The organism is Enterococcus camelliae, from assembly GCF_042685105.1.
In the GTDB taxonomy this organism is placed as follows: Bacteria; Bacillota; Bacilli; order Lactobacillales; family Enterococcaceae; genus Enterococcus_G; species Enterococcus_G camelliae.
Genome location: NZ_JBHUMO010000013.1, coordinates 24,899 through 48,840, shown reverse-complemented (window position 1 = coordinate 48,840; position 23,942 = coordinate 24,899). Strand labels below are relative to the sequence as shown.

Genomic DNA, 23,942 nt, shown 5'->3' with positions numbered 1-23,942 from the left:
CAGAGGATCAAATTTTTAAAGGAAATTTGAATTATAAGTATTCGATAACAAAAAAGTTCACACCCGTCGAAACGTGGTGCAAACTTTCTGCATTAATCTATTTGTTTGGATTCAACCAATGCTGGTTCTGCTTCAGCTTGTATTTGAATGTGCTTTTCATCATCTAAGACTGCTTGCAAATCATGAACTTCGGGATGATCCAGATAAAATTCTGCCACACCATCTTCAAGTGTGTCCTGAATGGTTCTGCGAAGAGGTCTTGCACCCATTGAAGGATTGTAGCCCAATTCAACGATTTTTTCTCTCACAGGTAACGGTACAGTGAGATGAAGATGTTGCGTTGTTAGCATGTCATTCACTTCATCAATCATTAGGCCAACAATTGTTTGAAGATGTTCTTTACTTAGCGTTTTAAATTCGACAATGCCATCAAAGCGATTTAGAAACTCTGGTACAAAATAATTCGACAGCTGAGTTAAAACCGATTTGGTCGTGCCGTTTATCGCTGCACCAAAACCTACGTTTGCTTCAACATGGCCAGTTCCAGCGTTACTCGTCATGATAATAATCGTATCTTTAAAACTAACTGTCCGTCCTTGTGCGTCAGTTAGTCGACCGTCGTCCAAAATTTGTAAAAACATATGCAACACATCTGGATGGGCTTTTTCAATTTCGTCCAAAAGAATTAGGCTATATGGATTTCGACGAACTTTTTCAGTTAATTGGCCAGCTTCTTCATAGCCAACATAGCCAGGGGGTGAACCAATCAATTTGGACACGCTATGTTTTTCCATGTATTCCGACATATCAAAACGGATCATTGAATCGGTTGAGCCAAACAACTCAAAAGCTAGCTGCTTAGCGAGTTCTGTTTTACCAACGCCAGTGGGACCTACAAACAGGAATGAACCAATCGGGCGGTTCTTCTTTCCGAGACCAATTCGATTTCGACGAATGGCCTTGGTGACTTTATCAACTGCTTCATCTTGACCAATCACATGTTTCTTAATATCTCGGGCTAGATTTTTTAGTTGGGTTTGTTCTTTTTCTTTTAAATCACCCACAGGAATACCTGTCCGTTGTTCGACTAAATTTTCCATCGTTTTTTCTGTAATAACCGGTATATCTTCATCAGAAACTTGTTTTTCTTTTAGTTTTTGTAATTTACTGACTTGGTCACGATAATAAGCAGCTTTTTCAAAATCTTCTTCTTGAGAAGCTATTTTTTTCTGCTCTTCAGCATATTGCAACTTTTGTTCAATAACTTTCGGATCAGTAAATTGAATAGTCAAATTTTCTTTTGATCCAGTTTCATCAAGTAAGTCAATGGCTTTATCAGGTAGATACCGATCTTGAATGTAGCGATTCGATAATTCTGCTGCAGCACGGATTGCTTCTTCAGTATATGTCACGTGATGGTAGGCTTCGTATCGTGGTTGAAGTCCTTTCAAAATGAGAATGGTTTCTTCTACAGATGGTTCATTAACTTTTACTGGTTGCATTCTTCGTTCGAGAGCGGCATCTTTTTCAATAATTCGATACTCGTTCAAAGTAGTCGCGCCAATTAGTTGGATTTCACCTCGGGCTAATGCAGGTTTTAAGATATTCCCAGCATCTAGGTTGCCATCGCCTGCGGAACCAGCACCAACAATTTCATGGATTTCATCAATAAATAGAATGATATTGCCAGCTGTTTTTATTTCTTGTAGCATTTTTTGTAAACGTTCTTCAAATTGTCCTCGAATACCTGTTCCTTGGACAAGAGAGGCCACGTCTAACCGGACAACTTCCTTACCTAGTAATTTTTGAGGGACTTCTCCATCGACTATTTTTTGTGCGAAGCCCTCGACAACAGCAGTCTTACCAACACCGGGTTCACCGACTAATACTGGATTATTTTTTGTCCGTCGATTAAGTATTTCGATAACACGTTCAATTTCTTTGTCACGACCGACAACGGGATCGATTTTTCCTTCTCGGGCAAGTTTCGTTATGTTAATACCGTATTCCCCTAAAATTCCTTGCAATCCATTGTTTTGAGGGGGTTGATGATTGTTTCCACCACTATTTTGTGTTGGTGGCGTTTGGTTACGATCATTTGGTGCTTGCATTTGTTGAGACATTTGACGAAAGAAATCATCTAAATTGCCAAAACCAAAAGGGTCTTTTTGCATCATTTGATTAGTATTTGTTTCTTGCTGAGCCTTTATTTTTTGATAACAACTTTGACAATAATCTATTTGTTTTCGTTGACCAGCTATATTAGCATATAAATGAATTGTTGCTTCATTTTTCCCACAATTTTGACAAAGCATGGGCTCACAACCTTTCTGATATAAATTAGGTCATTGGTTATTGACCAATGTTGACCTTTATGCTTATTATACAAAAAATAAGGAAACTTTCAACAATTTGATTTCAAACTAGGATTCAACTACAAAAAAAGTTAAACTAGTGTGTGAGGAGTGGGGAATAATGAGAAATTACAAGCAAGAACTTGAAAATGTAAAAAATGGCATTCAAGAAGAATTGGTCATTAATCGAGAAGAATTTCTCAATTTTAGAGAAATTTGGTTAAAAGAAACAGACAGAATGAACTTTGTCGGAGAAGCTAGTTTGAATGGACAAATTATTTATCGGTACAAAACAACAAAAATATGATGAATAATTCTAATATAATCGTAAAACGGTTGTCTAACACCGGAAAAAATGGTAATCTAAACAATTGAAGGGGTAACTGTTTTCAACTGAACAAACTCAGATGAAAAGAGCACGCTCTAATAAAAATTATTCGTTGAATGAAGGAGATTGATTGATTATGGAAAAGAAAGAATTTCATGTAGTAGCTGAGACAGGAATCCATGCACGCCCAGCAACATTATTGGTTCAAACAGCAAGTAAATTTAACTCTGATGTTAACCTAGAATATAAAGGTAAATCAGTTAATTTAAAATCAATCATGGGTGTTATGTCTCTTGGTGTTGGTCAAGGTTCTGATGTAACCATTACAGCAGAAGGTGCTGACGAAGCAGAAGCAATTGCAGCAATTGCAGAAACAATGCAAAAGGAAGGATTATCTGAATAATGGTTGAAATGCTAAAAGGAATTGCGGCAAGTGATGGAGTAGCTGTTGCAAAAGCATACCTATTAGTTCAACCAGATTTATCATTTTCTAAAGTCAGTGTTGAAGACACGACTGGAGAAGAAAAACGTTTAGATGAGGCTTTAGCAAAGTCAACAAAGGATTTGCAATTTATTCGTGATAAAGCTGCCAAAACTTTAGGCGAGGCCGAAGCACAGGTATTTGATGCACACTTAATGGTACTAAGTGATCCAGAATTAATTGGACAAATAAAAAAGAATATTGTGGACAACAAGGTTAATGCAGAATCTGCTCTTAAAGAAGTGACAGATATGTATATTTCAATGTTTGAAGCAATGGATGACAATGCGTATATGCAAGAACGTGCAGCCGATATTAGAGATGTAACAAAACGAATTTTGGCTCATTTATTGCAAGTGACACTACCTAATCCATCAATGATTAATGAAGAAGTGGTTGTTATTGCGCATGATTTGACTCCAAGTGATACAGCACAATTGGATCGCCAATTTGTTAAAGCTTTTGTGACTGATATTGGTGGTCGTACGTCTCACTCTGCCATTATGGCGCGTTCATTGGAAATCCCTGCGATTGTCGGAACAAAAGAAATTACAGACAAAGTGAAAGCCAATGATATTATAGCTGTAAATGGGATTACAGGAGAAGTAATCGTTAAACCAACTGAAGAAGAAAAAGCTACTTTCATCAAAGCAGGTGAAGCGTTTGCTGCACAAAAAGCTGAGTGGGAAAAGTTGAAACTTGCGAAGACGATTACTGCGGATGGCAAACATTTTGAATTGGCAGCCAATATTGGTACACCAAAAGATTTAACCGGTGTAAATAATAACGGAGCTGAGGCAGTTGGTTTGTACCGGACAGAATTTTTGTATATGGATTCTCCAGATTTTCCAACGGAAGAAGATCAATACAAGGCCTATAAAGCTGTTTTAGAAGGTATGAATGGGAAACCAGTTGTTGTTAGAACGATGGACATTGGTGGAGACAAAGAATTACCATATTTAAAATTATCACATGAAATGAATCCATTTTTAGGGTACCGTGCGCTAAGAATTAGTTTGTCTTCATTAGGTGACGGTATGTTCCGTACGCAATTGCGCGCTCTATTGCGGGCTTCTGTTCATGGAAACTTACGGATTATGTTCCCTATGGTTGCAACGCTGAAAGAGTTTCGTGCTGCAAAAGCATTGTACAATGAAGAAAAACAAAAACTTATTGAAGAAGGGGTGGCAGTTTCTGATTCCATCCAAGTTGGTATTATGATTGAAATACCAGCTGCAGCGGTTCTTGCGGACAAATTCGCTAAAGAAGTTGACTTCTTCAGTATTGGTACAAATGATTTGATTCAATACACCATGGCAGCAGATCGGATGAACGAACAAGTATCCTATCTCTATCAACCATATAACCCATCAATATTACGTCTAATCAAACATGTCGTTGATTCTGCTCATGCAGAAGGCAAATGGGCGGGTATGTGTGGTGAAATGGCTGGTGATCAAATTGCTGTTCCATTATTAGTTGGAATGGGATTGGATGAATTTTCAATGAGTGCAACTTCTATTTTGAAGACACGTAGCTTAATGAAAAAACTAGACACCACAAAAATGCAAGAATTGTCAGACCGCGCATTGAATGATTGCGATACAATGGAAGAAGTTGTAGCGTTGGTTCAAGAATACGTTGGTTAAAGAGAATCAATTGCTACAAAAAAGCCATGAGGTCGTTCCTCATGGCTTTTTTTGCATAAGAATCCTTCTTAAGATTTGTTTGAATACAAGTAAGCTATGTTATACTATTAGTTGGAAAGTTATTTTTTAAGTTAGCAAAATGGTATTGGAAAGGATATTGGATGTTAAGAATAACCATGTTTTCACACGCAGATAAAGTGAAAGGTCAGGGAGTAGGAAGTGCCTATTTAGAATTGATAAAAATGCTCCAGGATAAGTTCTCAAAAGAATTTTTGCTGAGGGTAAACTCATGGAAAAAATCGGATATTTCTCATTATCATACAGTGAATTTTTCTTATTATCTTTCTACATTCTTTACACGCAAACGAGGAGTAAGGATTGGCTATGTCCATTTTTTACCTGAGACGCTGGAAGGAAGTATTGAACTCTACCAACCCTTTCAAAAAATCTTCAATTGGTACTTACTTGATTTTTATCGAAGAATGGATGAGTTGGTTGTTGTTAATCCTAGTTTTATTCCCGCATTATTACGAGCTGGTTGCCAGAAAGACAAAATTACCTATATCCCTAATTTTGTTTCACAAAAAGAATTCTATGAAAAAAATGCAACCGAAAAACAACTCATTCGCGAAAAACTTGGCTATGAAGAAACTGATTTTGTGATATTAGGTGTAGGTCAAATCCAAAAAAGAAAAGGGTTGGATGATTTTATTCAACTTGCGAAAGACAATCCATCATGGAAGTTCATCTGGGCTGGCGGGTTTTCATTTGGGAAAATTACGGATGGCTATTCGGAATATGAAAAAATTTATAAGAATCCACCAAAAAATTTAACATTTCCTGGAATTGTTGACCGGGATACCTTAGTTGATTATTATAATATCGCGAACATCTTTTTACTTCCTTCCTATAACGAGTTGTTTCCTATGAGTATTTTGGAAGCTTTTAATTGTGGAACACCAGTAATGGTACGGGAGCTAGATTTATATCAGTCAGTTATTAAAGACTTTTATATTGGTTGTCAGGATAAAGAAGAAATGCAGGACAAACTAACTGCCTTACAATCTTCATCCAACGATTTGCAAACTTGGCAAAAGGCATCGCGGCAAGCTGCGCAAAAATACTCAGAGGATGCGGTTGCCAAGCTATGGTTTGACTATTACACAAAGACTTATCAAAAATATCGTTCGTAAGAGAGGAGGGCTATTCTTGAAAATTGGTTTCTTTACTGACACCTATTTTCCACAAGTTAGTGGGGTAGCTACGTCCATTAAAACGTTAAAAGATCAACTTGAAGAACATGGACATCAAGTATATATATTTACCACGACGGACCCAAATGCGCCCAAATTTGATGAAGGAATAATTCGGATGCCGAGTGTACCTTTTGTTTCATTTAAAGACCGGCGCGTTGTTGTTAGAGGAATGTGGTATGCCTATCTGATTGCCAAAGAACTGGAATTAGATCTTATTCATACCCATACCGAGTTTGGTGCAGGTATTTTGGGGAAAATGGTGGGAAAAAAATTAAAAATACCAGTTGTTCATACATACCACACAATGTATGAAGATTATTTGCATTATATTGCGAATGGGAAGGTTTTGCGACCAGCGCACGTGAAATATCTTTCTCGATTGTTTGTTAACCATTCTAGTGGGGTTATTTGTCCGAGTGAGAGAGTGATAAAAACGCTAAAAAAATACGGTGTATCAATTCCGATGCGTATTATCCCTACTGGTATCGAAATCGAGAAGTTTGAGCGGCCGGATATTACGCCTGAAATGTCCAAAGAAACTCGCACAATCCTAGGCATTACGGATGAACAAATTATGTTATTATCCCTAAGCCGCTTATCCTACGAAAAGAATATTCAAGCTATTATTAGTGGATTACCAGCCATTATTAAAGAGAAACCAGAAGTTCGTTTGGTTATTGTCGGCAATGGACCTTATCGCGATGATTTGGAAGATCTTGTGAAAGAAAAAAGGATGGAGCAATTCGTTATTTTTGTTGGTGAAATTCCAAATGAGAAAGTAGCTATTTATTATCATGCGGCTGATTTTTTCGTCAGTACCTCTACATCAGAAACACAGGGTCTGACTTATACGGAAGCGATGGCAGCAGGGACGCAATTGATTGTCGAAGGAAACGATTACTTAGATCATCTGATTGACTATGATTGTTTAGGAGTAACATTTAAAAATGATGAAAATTTTTCACGTGCAGTAATTGACTATATAGACCAACAAATCCCGATGGACCCAACAATTCTAAAAAAGAAATTGGATGAAATATCGGCAGAAAAATTTGGGAAAACAATTATTGAATTTTATGAAGATTTAATTGCTTTGAATCAAATGGAACGGGAAGAAAAACAAGAAGAAGTCATTTTGAAAAAAATGAAAATGAAGTTGCCAAGTTTAAAAAAATCATCGACAGAATAAAATATTCGCACAAAATCACAAGGATAGTTTATACTAAACTTGTGATTTTTGATTGGAGGGAACGAAATGAAAGTTGGATTTATCGGTATCGGAGTCATGGGGCATGCGATGGCCCAACATCTACTGACTGCTGGTCACCAATTATATGTATACAATCGGACTAAATCGAAAACAGATGACTTAGTTAATGAAGGAGCCATTTGGTGTGAAACGCCAAAAGAACTTGCCAATCAGGTAGACTATGTATTTTCAATGGTTGGCTACCCTAGAGATGTTGAGGAGATCTATTTTGGTGAAAAAGGTGTCTTCCAGGCAGAATTGCTAGCAAAAATTTTAGTTGATTTTACTACGAGTACGCCTGCGCTTGCAAAAAAGATTTATACTGAAGCGAAAAAAGTTGGTGCAGCTAGTTTAGATGCACCGGTTTCAGGTGGTGATCTTGGGGCAAAAAATGCAACTTTAACTGTAATGGTAGGTGGAGAGGAAGAAGTCTATGAAAAAGTAGTTCCTTTTTTTGAAATAATAGGAAAAACATTTGCATTACATGGCGGTGCAGGTAAAGGCCAACACACAAAAATGGCCAATCAAATTATGATAGCCGGAACGATGACTGGTATGACGGAGATGTTGGTTTATGCTCAGTCAGCAGGGTTAGATTTACCAAAAGTAATCCAAACATTGGGTGGTGGTAGCGCAGAAAATTGGTCGATGATGAATTATGGACCGAGAATACTAAAACGAGATTATTCTGCCGGCTTTTTTGTTAAACACTTTATTAAAGACTTAAAAATAGCGTTGGATGAAGCCAAAGCAATGAGCATAGATTTACCTAGTACAGCGCTAGCAACGAAACTGTATGAACAATTAGCTGACAAGGGATATGAAAATGATGGCACTCAGGCGCTAATAAAACTATGGTGGGATAATGAGAAAAAATCTTAAAAAGATATTTTTTTTCTTGAAAACAAATGCAAGTTAAACCTGCTTCTGTTACAATGTAACAGAAACGAGGAAGGGGAGGATTGTCGAATGAAGAGTTCGCAATTAGTCGCTATTATCAAACGTCTTGAAGCCATGATTGAGGCCCAAGATAATGAAATTCAAGTACGACGCTTTGAGAAAGATGGCGTGGAAAAATGTACCGTAACATATGATCGCGCAACTGAAACATTTGAGTTAACAGAGGCAGAATCAAATCAACCGTATCAATTTGATAATGTTGATATCGTAGCAATGGAAATTTATGACTTAATACAGTAACTAAAAAAGAGCAATTTCGCTCTTTTTTTTGTAAAATAATTTGATAATCAAAATAATTTAATATTTTTTTAATATAAAATTTATTGAAGTAACTGCTTTTTTAGAGGGAAATATAGTTTTTTTAAAATTATACTTGCTTTTTTTTTTTTCTTAATTTATAGTTTGATTATCAAATCATTTGACAATCAAACTATCCGGGTGGGCACATTATGGAACAAAATTTTGAAGAGATTAACAATTTATTAGTAGAAGTATTCAATGATATTTTAGTGATTGAAGAGTCGGAATTAAAAAAATCGCAATTCAAGGACTTATCCATAACTGAAATGCACACCATTGAAGCCATTGGGATGTACAAAAAGAAAACGACAACGGAAGTGGCAAATGAATTGTCGATTACCGTTGGCACGTTGACCATTGCAATCAATCGTTTAGTAAAAAAAGGATACGTCGAACGAATTCGAAGTGAGGACGATCGACGCGTTGTTAAATTAGGTTTGACAAAAAAAGGGAAATTGATTTTTCGTGTTCATCAGCATTTTCATCGTGAGATGATTAAAGCGGTCATTCATGGGATGGATGGAGAACAATCTTCGGCGTTACTTAAAGCGCTAGATAATTTGCATAACTTTTTGCAAGAATACAAGTGAGTGGATGAGATGGTTAGTTATGGACGGATTACGACAACTGCTAGTTACGTTCCGCCTAAAATAGTTACAAATACCGATTTAACAAAAATAATGGATACAAGTGACGAATGGATTTATAGTCGTACAGGCATCAAAGAAAGGCATATGGCTGTAAATGAGAACACTTCGGATTTGTGCCTTCATGTAGCTAAATCATTATTAAAAAAAGCCAATAAACCGAGTGAGGAGCTTGACTTTATTATAGTGGCTACGATGACACCTGATTTCCATACGCCATCGGTTGCTTGTATTGTTCAAGGATCACTTGGGGCAGCAAATGCGTTTGCATTTGACATTAGTGTGGCCTGCACAGGTTTTGTCTATGCCTTGTCTCTGGGCAACAAACTGATTCAAACAGGTGCGAATTGTGGTCTAGTTATTGGCGGAGAAGTATTGACTAAGATGCTTGATTGGGAAGATCGTTCAACTGCGGTTTTATTCGGTGATGCAGCTGCTGGCGTGTTGCTTGAAGCTTCAGAAGAACCGATGATTTTAAACGAATCGCTTTGTTCGGATGGTTTGTTGGGACAAGCACTTACTTCAGGTTTTGTTGAGGCAGATCCATTGTCGAACAAACCAAAAGCCATTCATCCTTTACAGATGGAAGGAAGAGCGATTTTTGATTTTGCTACACGTACAGTTGTGCGCTCGGTTAGAAATTTGATGCAAGATGAACAAACACCGGTCGATTATTTCTTACTTCATCAAGCAAATGTGAGAATATTGGATATTTTTTCAAGAAAACTGAATATATCCAGAGAAAAGTTTTTGCAAAATATGCAAAAATATGGAAATACATCAGCAGCTACAATTCCTTTGTTGTTGGATGAAGCTGTAACGGATGGAACCATTGTTCTTGGCAGTCAACAAAGAATTATGATGACCGGATTTGGTGGTGGATTAACCTGGGGGAATCTTTTGCTTCAGGTCTAACTATAAAAATGAAATTTATGGAGGAATGGATAAATGGTATTCGAAAAAATTCAAGAAATTGTGGCAGAAGAATTAGGAAAAGAGAAAGAAGAAATTAAATTAACGACGAATATTCAAGAAGACTTAGAAGCAGATAGTCTTGACTTATTCCAAATTATCAATGAAATTGAAGATGAATTCGATGTGAAAATCGAAACAGAAGATGGAATCAAAACAGTTGAGGATTTAGTTAAATATGTAGAAAACCAACAAGCATAATACTTAGAGGCTGGGCGAAAGCCTAGCTTTTCTTTTTAGAAAGGATTAGATACATGAAGACTGCTTTTTTATTTAGTGGCCAGGGGTCACAATATACTGGAATGGGACAAGAAATCCACAATCATTTTAAAGTTGCTCGTGATGTGTTCACTGAAGCAAGTGACTGCCTAGGATACGATATGGCCAAGCTATGTTTTGAAAAAAATCAGCAGTTAAATTTGACCGAATATACGCAGCCAGCCATTCTAACGGTTAGTACGGCAATCTTGACGGTTGTAAAAGCAGAAGGTCTCGTTGCCGAAGCAGTTGCGGGATTAAGTCTAGGAGAATATACAGCATTAGTGGCAAGTGAAGCGCTCAGCTTTTCAAATGCAGTGAAACTTGTTTCAAAAAGAGGCAAATATATGGCTGAATGTGCTCCTCATGGAACCGGGAAAATGGTGGCAATCATGAATGCAGATTCCAAAGTAATTGAGGATTCTTGTCAGAAAATTGCGAGTGAAACTGGAAAAATAGTTGCCCCTGCTAATTACAATACACCACAACAAATAGTCATCGGTGGAGAAACCGAAGCTGTTGATGAAGTGGTGAAGTATTTACATGATCTTGGTGTAAGAAGATGCATAGCACTTAATGTAAGTGGACCTTTTCATACACCATTACTAAAAAAGGCAGCCCTTCAATTAGGGAAAGAATTGGCAAACGTGCCATTTTCCAATATGAAAATTCCTGTCGTTGCAAACACAACTGCTCAGGTGATGCAAGACAATGAAGTTGTCAATTTACTGGAACGTCAAGTGATGTCACCCGTCAAATTTTACGATAGCATTCATACTTTGAGGGACTTGGGCGTCACAAGATTTATCGAAATTGGTCCGGGGAAAGTACTAACCGGGTTTATGAAAAAAATAGATAAGACACTTGCAACGAATCATATCGAAGATATACCAACACTGAAAGAGACATTGGCAAATTGTCAATAGGGGGAAGCGATGAAACTAAAGGGAAAAACAGCATTTATTACTGGTAGTTCTAGAGGAATTGGGTTGGCGATTGCGCAAGCTTTTGCGCAAGAAGGAATGAATATCATTTTAAATGGACGAAAAGAAATTGCACAAGAATTAGTGGCTTCTTTTTCTTCGTATGGCGTAAAATGCATTGCGGTGAGTGGAGATATCTCTCAATATGAGTATGCCCAAGAAATGATAGCAAGAGCGGAACAAGAATTGGGTGATATAGCTGTCTTGGTCAATAACGCTGGCATCACCAATGACAAACTACTGTTAAGAATGACACCAGCTGATTTCGAAGAGGTCATCAAAATTAATCTTATCGGCACATTCAATATGACGCAATTAATAGTTAAAAAAATGATGAAGCAACGGATGGGAAGAATTATCAATCTTTCGAGTGTCTCTGGGTTAATAGGGAACGTTGGTCAAGCAAACTATGCTGCAAGTAAAGCTGGCGTGATTGGTTTTACCAAAACCGTCGCGCGAGAGGTCGCGACTCGAGGAATTACGTGTAATGCAATCGCTCCTGGCTTTATTCAAACGGACATGACGGATGTTCTTTCTGAAAAAGTAAAACAGCAAGTTAGCCAAACCATTCCTTTGCAATCGTTTGGAACGGTTACAGATGTTGCTCAAACAGCCGTATTTTTAGCCAAGAGTCCCTATATTACCGGTCAAGTCGTGAATGTTGACGGTGGCTTGGTTATGCATGATTAAAGGAGGAAAAAAATGAATCGAGTAGTAATTACAGGATTTGGAGTCGTTTCTCCAATTGGAAATGATGCAGACTCTTTTTTGACTAGTTTAAAAGAAGGAACCAATGGGATTGGTCCAATCACCAAATTCGCTGCAGAAGGTACAGGAATACATGTAGCTGGAGAAGTGAAAGATTTTCCTTTAGAGAAGTATTTTACAAAAAAAGATGCAAAACGAATGGAAATGTTCTCAATTTATGGCATCCATGCTGCATTAGATGCACTAAAAATGGCTAATTTTCAAGCAGAGCAAGTGGATGCTGATCGATTTGGTGTGATTATTGGTTCTGGTATTGGTGGATTACCAACTATCCAAGATCAAGTGACACGAATGAATGCCAAAGGACCACAACGAGTGTCACCAATGTTTGTTCCACTTTCTATTGTAAATATGGTTTCAGGAAACATCGCGATGCGTGTTGGTGCCAAAGGTGTTTGCTATTCACCTGTCACGGCTTGTGCGACTGGAACGAATGCAATTGGAGAAGCATTTCGTAATATAAAGCACGGGTATTCAGATTTCATTCTAGCAGGTGGGGCTGAGGCCACGATTTGCGAAATTGGAATTGCTGGCTTTGCTTCTTTAACAGCCTTGACTACGGCTGAAGATCCAAATCGAGCATCCATTCCATTTGATAAAGAGAGAAGTGGCTTTGTTATGGGTGAAGGTGCCGGTGTGGTCTTAATGGAATCTTTGGAGCATGCACAAAAACGAGGTGCTACTATTTTAGCAGAGGTAGTCGGTTATGGTGCGACTTGTGATGCATACCATATGACTGCACCCAATCCAGATGGATCCGGTGCGGGCAAAGCAATTCAACAAGCCATTTCAGAAGCGAAGATTCAACCAGAGCAAGTGGGGTATATTAATGCTCATGGAACCAGTACACCAACAAATGATGGTGCGGAGGCCACAGCTATCCAATATGGTTTGGGTGACTCCTACATGAACACGTATGTTAGTAGTACTAAGTCCATGACTGGTCATTTATTAGGTGCTGCAGGTGGGGTTGAAGCGATTGCCACACTACTTGCCTTACAACATCAATTTATTCCACCAAATATTAATATAGAAGAACAAGATCCAGCCATTGAATTAAATGTGGTCAAAAACACGAGTATCGAGGCAAACTTTGACTATGCTTTAAGTGATTCTTTGGGATTTGGGGGACATAATGCCGTTATTTTGATGAAGAAATGGGGAGCTGCAGAATGAACTTCTCAGAGATAAAAGAAATAGTTACCATGATTAATCAATCAGAATTGACTGAATTTCGCTTAAAAGATCAACAATTTGAATTGTATTTAAATAAAAATCAACAATGCGGATTAGCCAGTCAAACAGAAGGATTGCCTCATTTGGAAGTGAAAAATTCGTCCGTGGTACCGGCTAACAATTTAGAAACCTCGATTCTTACTCAGGTTGAAATGGATGATGAGCCAACCATTATTGACAGTGAAGGCCACGTTATTTCTTCGCCGTTGGTTGGTGTAGTTTATTTAAAACCTAGCCCGGATAAAGCTGTTTTCAAACAGGTTGGGGAGCAGGTAAAAGCGGGTGAAATTCTTTGTATTATTGAGGCAATGAAAGTGATGAATGAAATTGTTAGTGACGTAAATGGAGAGATAACTGCCATTTTAGTTGAAAATGAAGAAGTAGTTGAATTTGGGCAACCCTTGATTCAAATAAAGGAGAACTAGTCTATGACAAGTCTATCAATTAATGAAATTAAAGAGATTCTTCCTCACCGATATCCAATGCTATTCATCGATCGAGTGGAGGAATTAATTGTTGGTGAACGGATCATTGCCAAAAAAAATGTTACGATCAATGAGCCTTTTTTTCAAGGCCATTTTCCCCACGAACCGGTGATGCCTGGAGTTTTAATATTGGAAGCAATGGCTCAAGCTGGTGCTATTGCTTTATTATCGATGGCTAATTTTAAAGGGAAGACGGCTTACTTTGGCGGGATTGATAAAGCCAAATTTCGCCAAAAAGTGACTCCTGGTGATACATTATTTTTAGAAGTTGAGATTGTAAAAATAAAAGCCAACGCAGGGGTAGGCAAAGGAATTGCCAAAGTTGATGGAAAAAAAGTAGCAGAAGCAGAGCTAACTTTTATGATTGGATAGGTGAATACATGTTTTCAAAAATATTGATTGCAAATCGCGGAGAAATTGCTGTTCGAATCATTCGAGCTTGTCGAGAATTAGGCATTCGAACGGTCGCTGTTTACTCGGAGGCTGACCGTGAAGCATTTCATACAGAATTAGCTGATGAAGCAATTTGTATTGGTCCCGCCAAAGCAACAGACTCGTACTTAAATGTACAACAAATTTTAAGTGCGGCGATTGTTACGAAAGCAGAAGCCATTCATCCGGGTTTTGGATTTTTATCTGAAAATAGTCGTTTTGCTGAAATGTGTGAGGAGTGTCAGATAAAATTTATCGGCCCTAATAGTCATACAATTGATGAAATGGGAAATAAAATTCATGCGCGTCAACTGATGATTGAGGCCGATGTACCAGTGATTCCTGGTTCTCATGGTGTTTTAAACACGGTTGAAGAAGCTCTTAATTTGGCAGAAGAGATTGGTTATCCGGTGATGTTAAAGGCTGCTGCCGGCGGGGGAGGAAAAGGAATTCGAAAAGTTCCAAATTCCTCAGAATTAGCAAACTTGTTTTCATCCGCTCAACAAGAAGCACGAGCGGCCTTTGGGAATGGCGATATGTATATGGAAAAAATTATTTACCCAGCACGACATATTGAAGTTCAAATATTAGGAGATGAGTTCGGTTCCATCATTCATTTGGGTGAACGGGATTGTTCGTTACAACGAAACAATCAAAAAGTTCTGGAAGAATCTCCTTCGATAGCACTCTCTGCGAATGATCGCGCATATGTTGGAGAGCTAGCAGTCAGAGCAGCCCAAGCGGTTCAATACCAAAATGCTGGAACCATTGAATTTTTACGAGACGAACAAGGCAATTTCTATTTTATGGAAATGAATACTCGCATACAGGTCGAACACCCTGTGACAGAAATGGTCACGGGCATTGATATTGTTAAGAAACAAATTGAAATTGCGGATGGGCAACCATTAAATTTGCAACAAGCGGCTATTCACTTTTCAGGTCATGCTATAGAATGTCGAATCAATGCGGAAAATCCTGCCTTTCATTTTGCTCCTTCTCCAGGCAAAATAACCAATTTATTGCTACCAAGTGGGGGAATGGGGTTACGTGTTGATAGTGCGATGTATTCGGGTTATACAATCCCTCCATTTTATGATTCGATGATTGCAAAAATCATTGTTCATGGAGAAACGAGATTCGAGGCCTTAATGAAAATGCAACGAGCGCTGGGCGAGCTAATTACAGATGGCGTTCAAACCAATGCGGAATTTCAAATGGATTTGATCAGTCATCCCAATATTATAGCAGGAGACTACACAACTGCTTTTTTACAAGAAGATTTTTTACCGAATTGGCAAGCTGAAGATTAGAGGTGAAGCGTAATGGCATTATTCAAGAAGAAAAAAGACTATATTCGAATCTCGCCAAATAGAAATCAACCAACCAATCATGAACCTACCGTTCCTGATAACATGTGGGCGAAATGTCCAAGTTGCAAACATATCTTGTATACAAAAGAAATGGGGGTTGAAAAGGTCTGCCCCAATTGTGGTTATAACTTTCGCATACGTGCATGGGAAAGATTAGCATTAGTGATTGACAGTCAAAGTTTTGAAGAATGGAATGAGTCCCTTGCAACTGAAGATCCATTGCATTTTCCTGGGTACCTTGAGAAAATTGCCAAAGCGCAAGAACAGACACACTTGAATGAAGCGGTGTTGACAGGAAAAGCAATGATTGATCAACAACCGCTAGCAATTGGTATTATGGACTCACATTTTATCATGGGAAGCATGGGGACTGTGGTCGGAGAAAAAATTACACGCCTATTTGAGCGTGCAACAAGTGAAAAACTGCCTGTAGTCCTTTTTACAGCTTCTGGAGGTGCACGCATGCAAGAAGGGATTTTTTCATTGATGCAGATGGCTAAGATCTCAGCAGCCGTCAAGCGTCATAGTAATGAAGGATTGCTGTATATTGCGTTCCTGACAGATCCCACAACCGGTGGAGTGACCGCCAGTTTTGCGATGGAAGGTGACATTATCTTAGCAGAGCCTCAAGCTCTAATTGGCTTTGCGGGTAGACGAGTCATTGAACAAACAATCAAACAAGAACTACCAGAAGATTTTCAAAAAGCGGAATTTTTATTAAAGCACGGCTTTATTGATCAGATTGTCCCAAGATTAGAAATCAAAACAAAACTATCTGAATTGCTGCGAATGCATCAGAAGGGGGCTTGGTAGGTATGGAAAAACAAGCCTATGAAATTGTGGCGCTAGCCCGAGACAAAGAGAGAATGACATCCTTAGAAATAATTCACCAAATCTCAGATGGGTTTCAAGAATTTCATGGTGATCGACTATATGGCGATGATGAGGCAATCATTGGTGGGATTGCTTTTATAGCTGGAAAACCGGTGACAATTATTGGTATCCAAAAAGGGAAAAATCTAACGGAAAATCTCAGAAGAAACTTTGGTTCTCCCCATCCCGAAGGCTATCGTAAAGCCTTGAGATTGATGAAGCAAGCTGAAAAATTCCAACGCCCGATTATTACGTTGATTAATACGGCTGGAGCATTCTGCGGCATTGGAGCCGAAGAGCGTGGTGAGGGGGAAGCAATTGCCCGCAACTTATTAGAAATGTCCGATTTACATATCCCAATTCTTTCAATTATCATTGGTGAAGGTGGTAGTGGGGGAGCCTTAGCACTTGCTCTTGCAGATGAGGTTTGGATGTTGGAACATTCCATTTATGCAATTTTGTCTCCTGAAGGATTTGCTTCCATTTTATGGAAAGATGGCAAACGAGCGAATGAAGCAGCGCAATTAATGAAAATAACGGCCAAAGAACTAAAAGAAATGGGCATAGTTGAACGTGTAATCCCTGAAACATTTCGTGGACGTCCCTTATCTTCAACAGAAATTATGCAACGGTTGAAAAGTGATATTCTACGTAAATTAAACGAATTAATGGCAGTGGATGATGACCTTCGCATTGAAAAAAGATACGAGCGTTTCAGAAATTATTAATCATTATTAAAAAGATTTATGAGGAAAGGAATTCTTTCCTCATAAATCTTTTTTTGAATAAATATGTATATAATACCAAAAAAAATTTAAAATATGCTTTATTTTCCTTTTATTTTATGATAATATGCATATATATTAAAAAATATTAAAATTATTGCATAAAAATAAAAGGGGAGAACAAAATGAAAAAGGGATTATTAAGTTTAGTAGGAATTGCTTCGATTTTTATTTTAGGAGCTTGTGGCTCATCATCGAAATCGGGTACATCAAGTTCATCCGGAGAATCAAAAACGACAGATGCAGCTGATCAGTGGAGTAAAATTGAAAAAGCTGGAATCATAAAGGTCGGGACATCCGCAGACTTTGCGCCCTTTGAATTTCATGCAATGGTCAATGGCAAAGATCAAATTGTGGGTGCTGATATTGATATGATGAATGCAATTGGCAAGGAACTTGGGGTAAAGGTTGAATATGTCGATATGGACTTTAATGCAGTCTTAGCCTCTTTGGAACAAGGTCAAGTTGACATTGCTGTTTCTGGTATTTCTGCAACAGATAAACGAAAGAAAACTTTTAATTTCTCAGTCAATTATTTTTCACCAGAACAATTGGTGGTAGTCAATAAAGCAAATACGAACAAATATACGACTCTTGATAGCTTAGCAAATAAAAAAGTTGGTGCACAAAAAGGTTCCATTCAAGAATCCATTGTCAAAGATCAATTGCCAGATTCCCAAATTGTTTCTTTAGCAAAGGTCCCCAATTTGATGGTTGAGCTAAAACAAAATTCGATTGATGCTGCAGTGGTTGAGAGTGCCGTAGCAAAATCTTATGTGGCGCAAAATGATGATTTAGCGATTGCTGATGCCAAGTTAGAAACATCTGAGGGAGATGCATACGCCATTGCTTTACCAAAAGGAAGTACCAAGTTGACGGAAAAAATAGACACCATTTTGAAAAAAATGATTGAAGATGGAACAATTAAAGAATATGTACAAAAAAATACCGATTTAGCAAACGAAAATGCATCAAAATAAGAGAAGAGGGTAGCATATGGATTATTCATTTTTAAAGGAGTATTATTCCTACTTTGTTTCAGGGTCAGTGATTACATTAATGATTTCAATCATTACAATATTTTTTGGAACTTTCTTTGGTATCTTATTGGCCTTGATGAAGCGCTCCTCACTTGCTCCTTTAAAATGGGTTGCATCCACGTATATCGCTATTTTTCGTGGAACACCAATGTTAGTACAAATTTTAATTGCCAATGGGTTATTTCACCAAGTAGTGACACTACCGCCAATTACCATTGGTGTCTTACAAATCGATTTCAGTCGCTTATTTCCAGGAATTTTGGCATTGTCGATGAACTCAGGAGCATACGTAGCTGAAATTGTTCGTGCAGGAATCAATGCGGTCAGTAGTGGACAGTTTGAAGCAGCTCGCTCTTTAGGGATGAATGGTTCACAAACAATGCGCTTCATCGTTTTTCCGCAAGCACTAAGAAATATTTTGCCGGCTTTGGGAAATGAATTTATCGTTTTAATAAAAGATTCCTCTTTATTATCTACATTAGGTATCTATGAGTTAATGAACAGTGCACAGATTGTTATTACCTCTTCGTTCATTCCCTTAAAACCACTCTATGTGGCAGCAATTATTTATTTCTTTATGACGTTTGTGACTTCTCAATTATTGAAGTTATGGGAAAATAAATTAGGAAAAGGATTTGTGAAAGTTCGTTAAAGAATACTTTCGCACAAGCAAAGCTCTGAAGCTAGTAAAAAACTAGTTTTAGAGCTTTTTTCACTACATTACATGAGAGGGACTATGCTATACTGAACGTAAGAGGTGGAAGAATTGGAAACAAAATATTGTAAAGAATCAAAAGTTATTCAAACACATCGGGTCTTTCCTTTTGATCTAAATCCTTTTGGGTATCTATTTGGTGGTAAATTGATGACATATATTGATGATGCGGCATCTATTTCGGTCTCGCGCCATTGTCGAAGAGGTGCAGTAACGGCATCTGTTGACCATTTAAATTTTCTACATCCTTTGCATGCCAATCATTCTTGTTGTGTGGAAAGTTTTATTTCTGGTGTCCATCACCGTTCAATGGAGGTCTTTGTCAAAGTAATCGGTGAGGATTTAGTTACAGGGGAACGCTATTTAGCGGCCAGCTGCTTTATTACTTATGTGGCGATTGTTTCGTTTATGAATGAAGATCCAAATTTTCAAGTACCGTTTGTTGTTCCAGAAAGTGCTGAAGAAAAAGCAGTTTGTGAGGGATATGAACAAAGACGGGAGAAAAAAGTGCTTGAGAGGAAAGAAGCAAAGCAATTTCAACAAAATCTATCAATTGAGCTCCCTTGGTCAGAATAGATGATAACGCTTTAAATTTTTCAATGGTTTTTTTAGAAAGGTGAACGTATGTACGATACATTATCATGGGTAAATTTGCTTAAAACAAAAAAAATCAGTCACAATGAACTGATTGATGAATGGGGTAAAACCATTGCAGTGCAAAATCCCCTACTCAATTCCTTGGTTACATATGATGGAGAAGAATATAAGAAACAACTAATGGATACCGACTGGGAAACCCTCCCTTTTGCGGGGTTACCAATTCCCTTAAAGATGCTTGGTCATACGAAAAAAGGCTGGCCGGCAACGGCAAGTTCTAAATTATTCGAATCTGTACATTCTTATTCAACCAGTCAATTTGTCAATAGATTGGAAACACTTGGCTTTGTCCCTCTAGGGCAAACCAATGCACCAGAGTTTGGGTTTAAGAATGTGACGGATCCCCAACTATATGGAGAAACTAAGAATCCTTGGAATCTAAGTTATTCACCTGGTGGATCAAGTGGTGGTGCAGCAGCGGCGGTTGCCTCAGGAATGTTTCCGATAGCTACTGCCAGTGATGGTGGGGGATCAATACGAATTCCCGCTTCTTTTACTGGGTTAATTGGATTAAAACCTAGTCGAGGGGTGATGCCAGTTGGGCCAGGTGACTATCGATCGTGGCAAGGTGCTTCTGTTAGTTTTGCGTTAACTCGTTCCATGCGTGACACAGAAAAACTATTCTATGCTTTACGGGATAAAACAAATCAATCCCCTTACCAAGCACCTTATGCAGAATGGTCACAAAACCAAGCAACCAGTGGGAAAAAATTAAAAATTGGTTTTTTTACTGCTTCACCAATCGGCAATAGGGTAAGTGAAGATGCAAAGCAGACTGTCCAAAAAACAATTGATCTTCTTATTCAAAACAAACATGAAGTAGATGAAATAAGTTATCCGATTGATGGAAAACAATTGATTCAGGCCTATTATCGCATGAATGGTGCTGATACGGCAGCAATGTTTGCATCTGTTGAAAAGCAGTTCAATCGAAAACTGACAATTGAGGATATGGAACTTATGACTTGGGGCATTTATCAATCTGGTAAGAAAATGTATGCAGCAGACTATGTGGAATCCCTAAATGTCTGGGATAAAGCAGCCGTTCAAATGGAGACTTTCTTCCAAAAGTATGATGTTTTATTATCCCCAACCTCGACAACGATTGCACCAAAACTGACAGATGATTTGCAAAGTGATGCAATAAGAAACCAATTGCAGGTCATTGCTGATCTTCCTTTTTCGCAAACGGAGGAAGTGGTATATCAAATGTTTGAAAAAAGTTTGCATTTGACGCCTTATACTCAACTAGCGAATCTAACAGGTCAGCCGGCCATTAGCTTACCAGTAGGACGTTCCAAAGAAGGCTTACCACTTGGTATTCAATTGCAATCAGCCAAAGGGCGGGAAGATTTGTTATTTCAGTTAGGGTATGAATTAGAGAGTGCGGGTGCATTTGAATTTCTCCATCCAACCATTCAGCTTGGCTCATCCTCTTGAAATCTTTTATTTTAACAAAAAATCATGTATAATCAATCAATGAGGAGTACAGTTGTACTCCTTCATTTTTTGGATAGAGGAGTATATATGTTTTCAAAATTTAAACCAACCTGGATGGTAGATGCCATCTATCAAATCACACCTGAGCAATTAGCAAAGCATGGAATTAAAGGGGTGCTGACGGATTTAGATAATACACTAATTGCATGGAACAATCCTGATGGAACCGATGAATTGAAAAACTGGCTAAAAAACCTACAAGAAGCCGGCATTCCTGTTATCGTTATTTCCAATAATAATCATCATCGTGTACGTCTGGCTGTCGATAAGTTTGAGGTTGATTTTGTTGCACGCGCGCTGAAACCTTTGGGAAAAGGCATTCGCGAAGGCGTTCATCGGCTAGACTTGTCTAAAGATGAAGTAGTTATGGTTGGTGACCAAATTATGACAGATATTCGGGCTGCCCATCGTGTGGGCATTCGTAGTATTCTGGTAAAGCCAATTGTCCAAACCGATAGTTGGAAAACTCAATTTAATCGTTTTTGTGAACGTAGAATTATGAGCTATTTACAAAAAAAGAATCCTGATATGATATGGCAAGGAGAAATAAAATGAACGAGCATTGGCATTGTATAGGATGTGGCGTAGAAATTCAAACCACAGACTCAGATAAAATTGGTTATACTCCTCAGGCTGCGTTTGAAAAAGGGCTAGCGAATGAGGAATTATATTGTCAACGGTGTTTTCGGTTACGGCATTATAATGAAATCCAAGATGTTGCCTTGACGGATAATGACTTTTTGCAATTACTAAACGAAATTGGCAAAACCGATGCTTTAATTGTCAATGTAGTCGATATTTTTGATTTCAACGGCTCATTGATTCCTGGTTTGCACCGATTTGTGGGTGACAATCCAATTATCATGGTTGGCAACAAAGTAGATGTTCTTCCTAAATCACTAAAGAAGCCGAAAATGATTCAATGGATGAAAGAAAGAGCTTTTGAACAAGGCTTAAGGCCAATTGAAGTTCTTTTGACTAGTGCGAAAAAGAGTCAAGATATTGCGCAATTATTAACAATTATTGAGCAGTATCGCAAAGGACGGGATGTCTATATTGTCGGAGTGACGAATGTTGGAAAATCAACATTGATTAATCAAATTATCAAGCAAGCTACTGGCGTCAAAGAATTAATCACCACTTCTCGTTTTCCTGGTACAACGTTGGATAAAATTGAAATTCCTTTAGATGATGGTGCGGTAATGATTGATACCCCTGGGATTATTCATCGGCATCAAATGGCTCACTATCTAGGGAAAAAAGATCTGAAATTAGTTGCACCACAAAAGGAAATTAAACCCAAAACCTACCAATTGCAACCAAGGCAAACCTTATTTTTTGGAGGGATTGCGCGGTTTGATTTTATTCAAGGAGAAAAGAGCTCGTTTACTGTTTATTTGGCTAATGAGCTATTGATTCATCGGACAAAATTAGACAATGCCGATTCATTTTATCAAAAACATGTAGGGGAACTTTTGCAACCGCCGACAACCGAAGAACTTGCCGATTTTCCTGAGCTGGTACGTTTTGAATTCTCAATTAAGGAACGATCGGATCTTGTGTTTGCCGGTTTGGGATGGATTACGATTACTAAGCCTGGAGTCATCGCAGGTTGGGCACCAAAAGGCGTCAGCGTTGAAATTCGCAAAGCATTGATTTAAAGGGAGATTATTATGAATTTAACTGGAAAGCAAAAAAGATTTTTACGTAGCAAAGCACATCATCTAAACCCTATCTTTCAGATTGGGAAAGGTGGTATAAACGATGCTATGCTGATTCAAATAGGTGAAGCACTTGAAAAAAGAGAGTTATTGAAAATATCACTCTTGCAAAATACAGACGAAGAGGCAAGTGAGGTTGCTGAAGTCCTTGAAGAGAAGGTTGGCTGTTCCGTTGTCCAAATTATTGGCCGTGTTTTGGTCGTTTATAAGGCTTCTTCAAAACAGAAAAACCAAGTCTTTTCAAGCGAGCTAACAAAACTGTAGGGGGACTTACAATGACTGTACGCTTGGAAAAAAATAATCAAATTCAGACACTTCCTTTTTCACCTAATCAATCTCAAAGGAAACAGGTTGGGATATTAGGTGGCAATTTTAATCCTATTCATCTTGCCCATTTGACGCTTGCTGATCAAGTTGGGCATGCACTAGGGTTAGATAAGGTTTATCTGATGCCTGAAAGTGAACCACCACATATTGATCAAAAAGACACTATTGCTGGAATACATCGGCAAAAAATGATTGAGTTGGCCATTCAAACCAACCCTTTACTGGAAATTGAGACAATTGAGTTGGTTCGAGGGGGCAAAAGTTATACCTACGAGACGATGAAAACTTTAATCGAAATGAATCCTGATACGGACTACTATTTTATTATTGGCGGAGATATGGTTGCCTATTTACCCAAATGGTATAATATTGAAAAATTGAGTCAGATGATTCGTTTCGTTGGAGTGAAGCGTTCGGGTTACCCAACCGAGTCACCTTATCCCATTATCTGGATTGATGTGCCATTGATTGACATTAGTTCCAGTTTTATACGTAAAAAAGTAAAAGAAGGTTGCTCGACTAATTATTTTCTAACAGCAGATGTCCAAAAATATATTGAAAAAGAAGGTCTTTATCTTGATTGATTACGTTTC

General features: G+C 38.1%; 27 protein-coding genes. 26 read left to right on the top strand and 1 reads right to left on the bottom strand.

Annotated elements, in window-relative coordinates:
• Window positions 1–92 precede the first annotated feature (92 nt).
• A complete protein-coding gene (locus tag ACFSR0_RS02595) occupies window positions 93–2,315 on the bottom strand; it encodes an ATP-dependent Clp protease ATP-binding subunit (RefSeq protein ID WP_379979616.1) in 2,223 nt (740 codons plus the stop codon).
• A 160-nt stretch (window positions 2,316–2,475) separates the two neighbouring features.
• Between ACFSR0_RS02595 and ACFSR0_RS02590 the strand changes: the two genes are divergently transcribed.
• The 26 genes from ACFSR0_RS02590 (at window position 2,476) to ACFSR0_RS02465 (ending at window position 23,933) form a co-directional block, all read left to right on the top strand.
• Entirely contained in the window at window positions 2,476–2,661 is a 186-nt protein-coding gene (locus tag ACFSR0_RS02590) for a hypothetical protein (RefSeq protein ID WP_379979614.1), read from the top strand.
• 157 nt (window positions 2,662–2,818) lie between these two features.
• Window positions 2,819–3,085, top strand: a complete 267-nt coding sequence (locus ACFSR0_RS02585; protein ID WP_379979612.1) for a phosphocarrier protein HPr — start codon at window positions 2,819–2,821, stop codon at window positions 3,083–3,085.
• Window positions 3,085–4,812, top strand: coding sequence for a phosphoenolpyruvate--protein phosphotransferase (gene ptsP, locus ACFSR0_RS02580; RefSeq protein ID WP_379979610.1), 1,728 nt, complete (start codon window positions 3,085–3,087; stop codon window positions 4,810–4,812). Before ACFSR0_RS02585 ends, ptsP begins: the two co-directional genes overlap by 1 nt.
• Window positions 4,813–4,973: 161 nt before the next feature.
• Window positions 4,974–6,005 (top strand): glycosyltransferase family 4 protein, encoded by a 1,032-nt coding sequence (locus tag ACFSR0_RS02575; RefSeq protein ID WP_379979608.1) that lies wholly within the window; start codon window positions 4,974–4,976, stop codon window positions 6,003–6,005.
• A 16-nt stretch (window positions 6,006–6,021) separates the two neighbouring features.
• Complete coding sequence (locus ACFSR0_RS02570; protein ID WP_379979606.1) at window positions 6,022–7,257, top strand: glycosyltransferase family 4 protein; 1,236 nt, start codon at window positions 6,022–6,024, stop codon at window positions 7,255–7,257.
• 66 nt (window positions 7,258–7,323) lie between these two features.
• Window positions 7,324–8,199, top strand: a complete 876-nt coding sequence (locus tag ACFSR0_RS02565) for an NAD(P)-dependent oxidoreductase (protein WP_379979604.1) — start codon at window positions 7,324–7,326, stop codon at window positions 8,197–8,199.
• Between the two features lie 87 nt (window positions 8,200–8,286).
• The gene (locus ACFSR0_RS02560) at window positions 8,287–8,517 is read left to right on the top strand and encodes a YkuJ family protein (protein ID WP_379979602.1); all 231 of its coding nucleotides are present in this window, start codon (window positions 8,287–8,289) and stop codon (window positions 8,515–8,517) included.
• A gap of 209 nt (window positions 8,518–8,726) precedes the next feature.
• Entirely contained in the window at window positions 8,727–9,167 is a 441-nt protein-coding gene (gene fabT, locus ACFSR0_RS02555; protein ID WP_379979600.1) for a fatty acid biosynthesis transcriptional regulator FabT, read from the top strand.
• A 9-nt stretch (window positions 9,168–9,176) separates the two neighbouring features.
• Window positions 9,177–10,139 carry a beta-ketoacyl-ACP synthase III gene (locus ACFSR0_RS02550; protein ID WP_379979598.1) on the top strand — a complete coding sequence of 321 codons (963 nt, stop codon included), beginning with the start codon at window positions 9,177–9,179 and terminating at the stop codon, window positions 10,137–10,139.
• Between the two features lie 33 nt (window positions 10,140–10,172).
• A complete protein-coding gene (locus ACFSR0_RS02545) occupies window positions 10,173–10,397 on the top strand; it encodes an acyl carrier protein (protein WP_379979596.1) in 225 nt (74 codons plus the stop codon).
• 53 nt (window positions 10,398–10,450) lie between these two features.
• Window positions 10,451–11,380: an ACP S-malonyltransferase gene (gene fabD, locus ACFSR0_RS02540; protein WP_379979594.1), complete on the top strand. Its 930-nt coding sequence runs from the start codon at window positions 10,451–10,453 to the stop codon at window positions 11,378–11,380.
• A gap of 9 nt (window positions 11,381–11,389) precedes the next feature.
• The gene (gene fabG / locus ACFSR0_RS02535; protein WP_379979592.1) at window positions 11,390–12,127 is read left to right on the top strand and encodes a 3-oxoacyl-[acyl-carrier-protein] reductase; all 738 of its coding nucleotides are present in this window, start codon (window positions 11,390–11,392) and stop codon (window positions 12,125–12,127) included.
• A 12-nt stretch (window positions 12,128–12,139) separates the two neighbouring features.
• Entirely contained in the window at window positions 12,140–13,381 is a 1,242-nt protein-coding gene (gene fabF, locus ACFSR0_RS02530; RefSeq protein WP_379979590.1) for a beta-ketoacyl-ACP synthase II, read from the top strand.
• Complete coding sequence (gene accB, locus ACFSR0_RS02525; RefSeq protein ID WP_379979588.1) at window positions 13,378–13,866, top strand: acetyl-CoA carboxylase biotin carboxyl carrier protein; 489 nt, start codon at window positions 13,378–13,380, stop codon at window positions 13,864–13,866. Before fabF ends, accB begins: the two co-directional genes overlap by 4 nt.
• Window positions 13,867–13,869: 3 nt before the next feature.
• Window positions 13,870–14,298, top strand: coding sequence for a 3-hydroxyacyl-ACP dehydratase FabZ (gene fabZ, locus ACFSR0_RS02520; protein WP_379979586.1), 429 nt, complete (start codon window positions 13,870–13,872; stop codon window positions 14,296–14,298).
• Window positions 14,299–14,306: 8 nt separating this feature from the next.
• On the top strand, window positions 14,307–15,671 hold the full coding sequence (locus ACFSR0_RS02515) for an acetyl-CoA carboxylase biotin carboxylase subunit (protein ID WP_379979584.1): 1,365 nt from the start codon (window positions 14,307–14,309) through the stop codon (window positions 15,669–15,671).
• A 12-nt stretch (window positions 15,672–15,683) separates the two neighbouring features.
• Entirely contained in the window at window positions 15,684–16,544 is an 861-nt protein-coding gene (accD, locus tag ACFSR0_RS02510) for an acetyl-CoA carboxylase, carboxyltransferase subunit beta (RefSeq protein WP_379979582.1), read from the top strand.
• 2 nt (window positions 16,545–16,546) lie between these two features.
• Complete coding sequence (locus ACFSR0_RS02505; RefSeq protein WP_379979580.1) at window positions 16,547–17,332, top strand: acetyl-CoA carboxylase carboxyl transferase subunit alpha; 786 nt, start codon at window positions 16,547–16,549, stop codon at window positions 17,330–17,332.
• 182 nt (window positions 17,333–17,514) lie between these two features.
• Window positions 17,515–18,369 carry a transporter substrate-binding domain-containing protein gene (locus ACFSR0_RS02500; RefSeq protein ID WP_379979578.1) on the top strand — a complete coding sequence of 285 codons (855 nt, stop codon included), beginning with the start codon at window positions 17,515–17,517 and terminating at the stop codon, window positions 18,367–18,369.
• A gap of 16 nt (window positions 18,370–18,385) precedes the next feature.
• Entirely contained in the window at window positions 18,386–19,081 is a 696-nt protein-coding gene (locus ACFSR0_RS02495; RefSeq protein ID WP_379979576.1) for an amino acid ABC transporter permease, read from the top strand.
• Window positions 19,082–19,195: 114 nt separating this feature from the next.
• A complete protein-coding gene (locus ACFSR0_RS02490) occupies window positions 19,196–19,720 on the top strand; it encodes an acyl-CoA thioesterase (RefSeq protein ID WP_379979574.1) in 525 nt (174 codons plus the stop codon).
• A 48-nt stretch (window positions 19,721–19,768) separates the two neighbouring features.
• Window positions 19,769–21,241: an amidase gene (locus tag ACFSR0_RS02485; protein ID WP_379979572.1), complete on the top strand. Its 1,473-nt coding sequence runs from the start codon at window positions 19,769–19,771 to the stop codon at window positions 21,239–21,241.
• A gap of 87 nt (window positions 21,242–21,328) precedes the next feature.
• A complete protein-coding gene (locus tag ACFSR0_RS02480) occupies window positions 21,329–21,856 on the top strand; it encodes a YqeG family HAD IIIA-type phosphatase (protein ID WP_379979570.1) in 528 nt (175 codons plus the stop codon).
• Window positions 21,853–22,962, top strand: a complete 1,110-nt coding sequence (gene yqeH / locus ACFSR0_RS02475) for a ribosome biogenesis GTPase YqeH (RefSeq protein WP_379979568.1) — start codon at window positions 21,853–21,855, stop codon at window positions 22,960–22,962. The genes ACFSR0_RS02480 and yqeH overlap by 4 nt, the downstream gene beginning before the upstream one ends.
• Before the next feature lie 12 nt (window positions 22,963–22,974).
• A complete protein-coding gene (gene yhbY / locus ACFSR0_RS02470; protein ID WP_379979566.1) occupies window positions 22,975–23,286 on the top strand; it encodes a ribosome assembly RNA-binding protein YhbY in 312 nt (103 codons plus the stop codon).
• 11 nt (window positions 23,287–23,297) lie between these two features.
• On the top strand, window positions 23,298–23,933 hold the full coding sequence (locus ACFSR0_RS02465) for a nicotinate-nucleotide adenylyltransferase (RefSeq protein ID WP_379979564.1): 636 nt from the start codon (window positions 23,298–23,300) through the stop codon (window positions 23,931–23,933).
• Window positions 23,934–23,942: the final 9 nt, after the last annotated feature.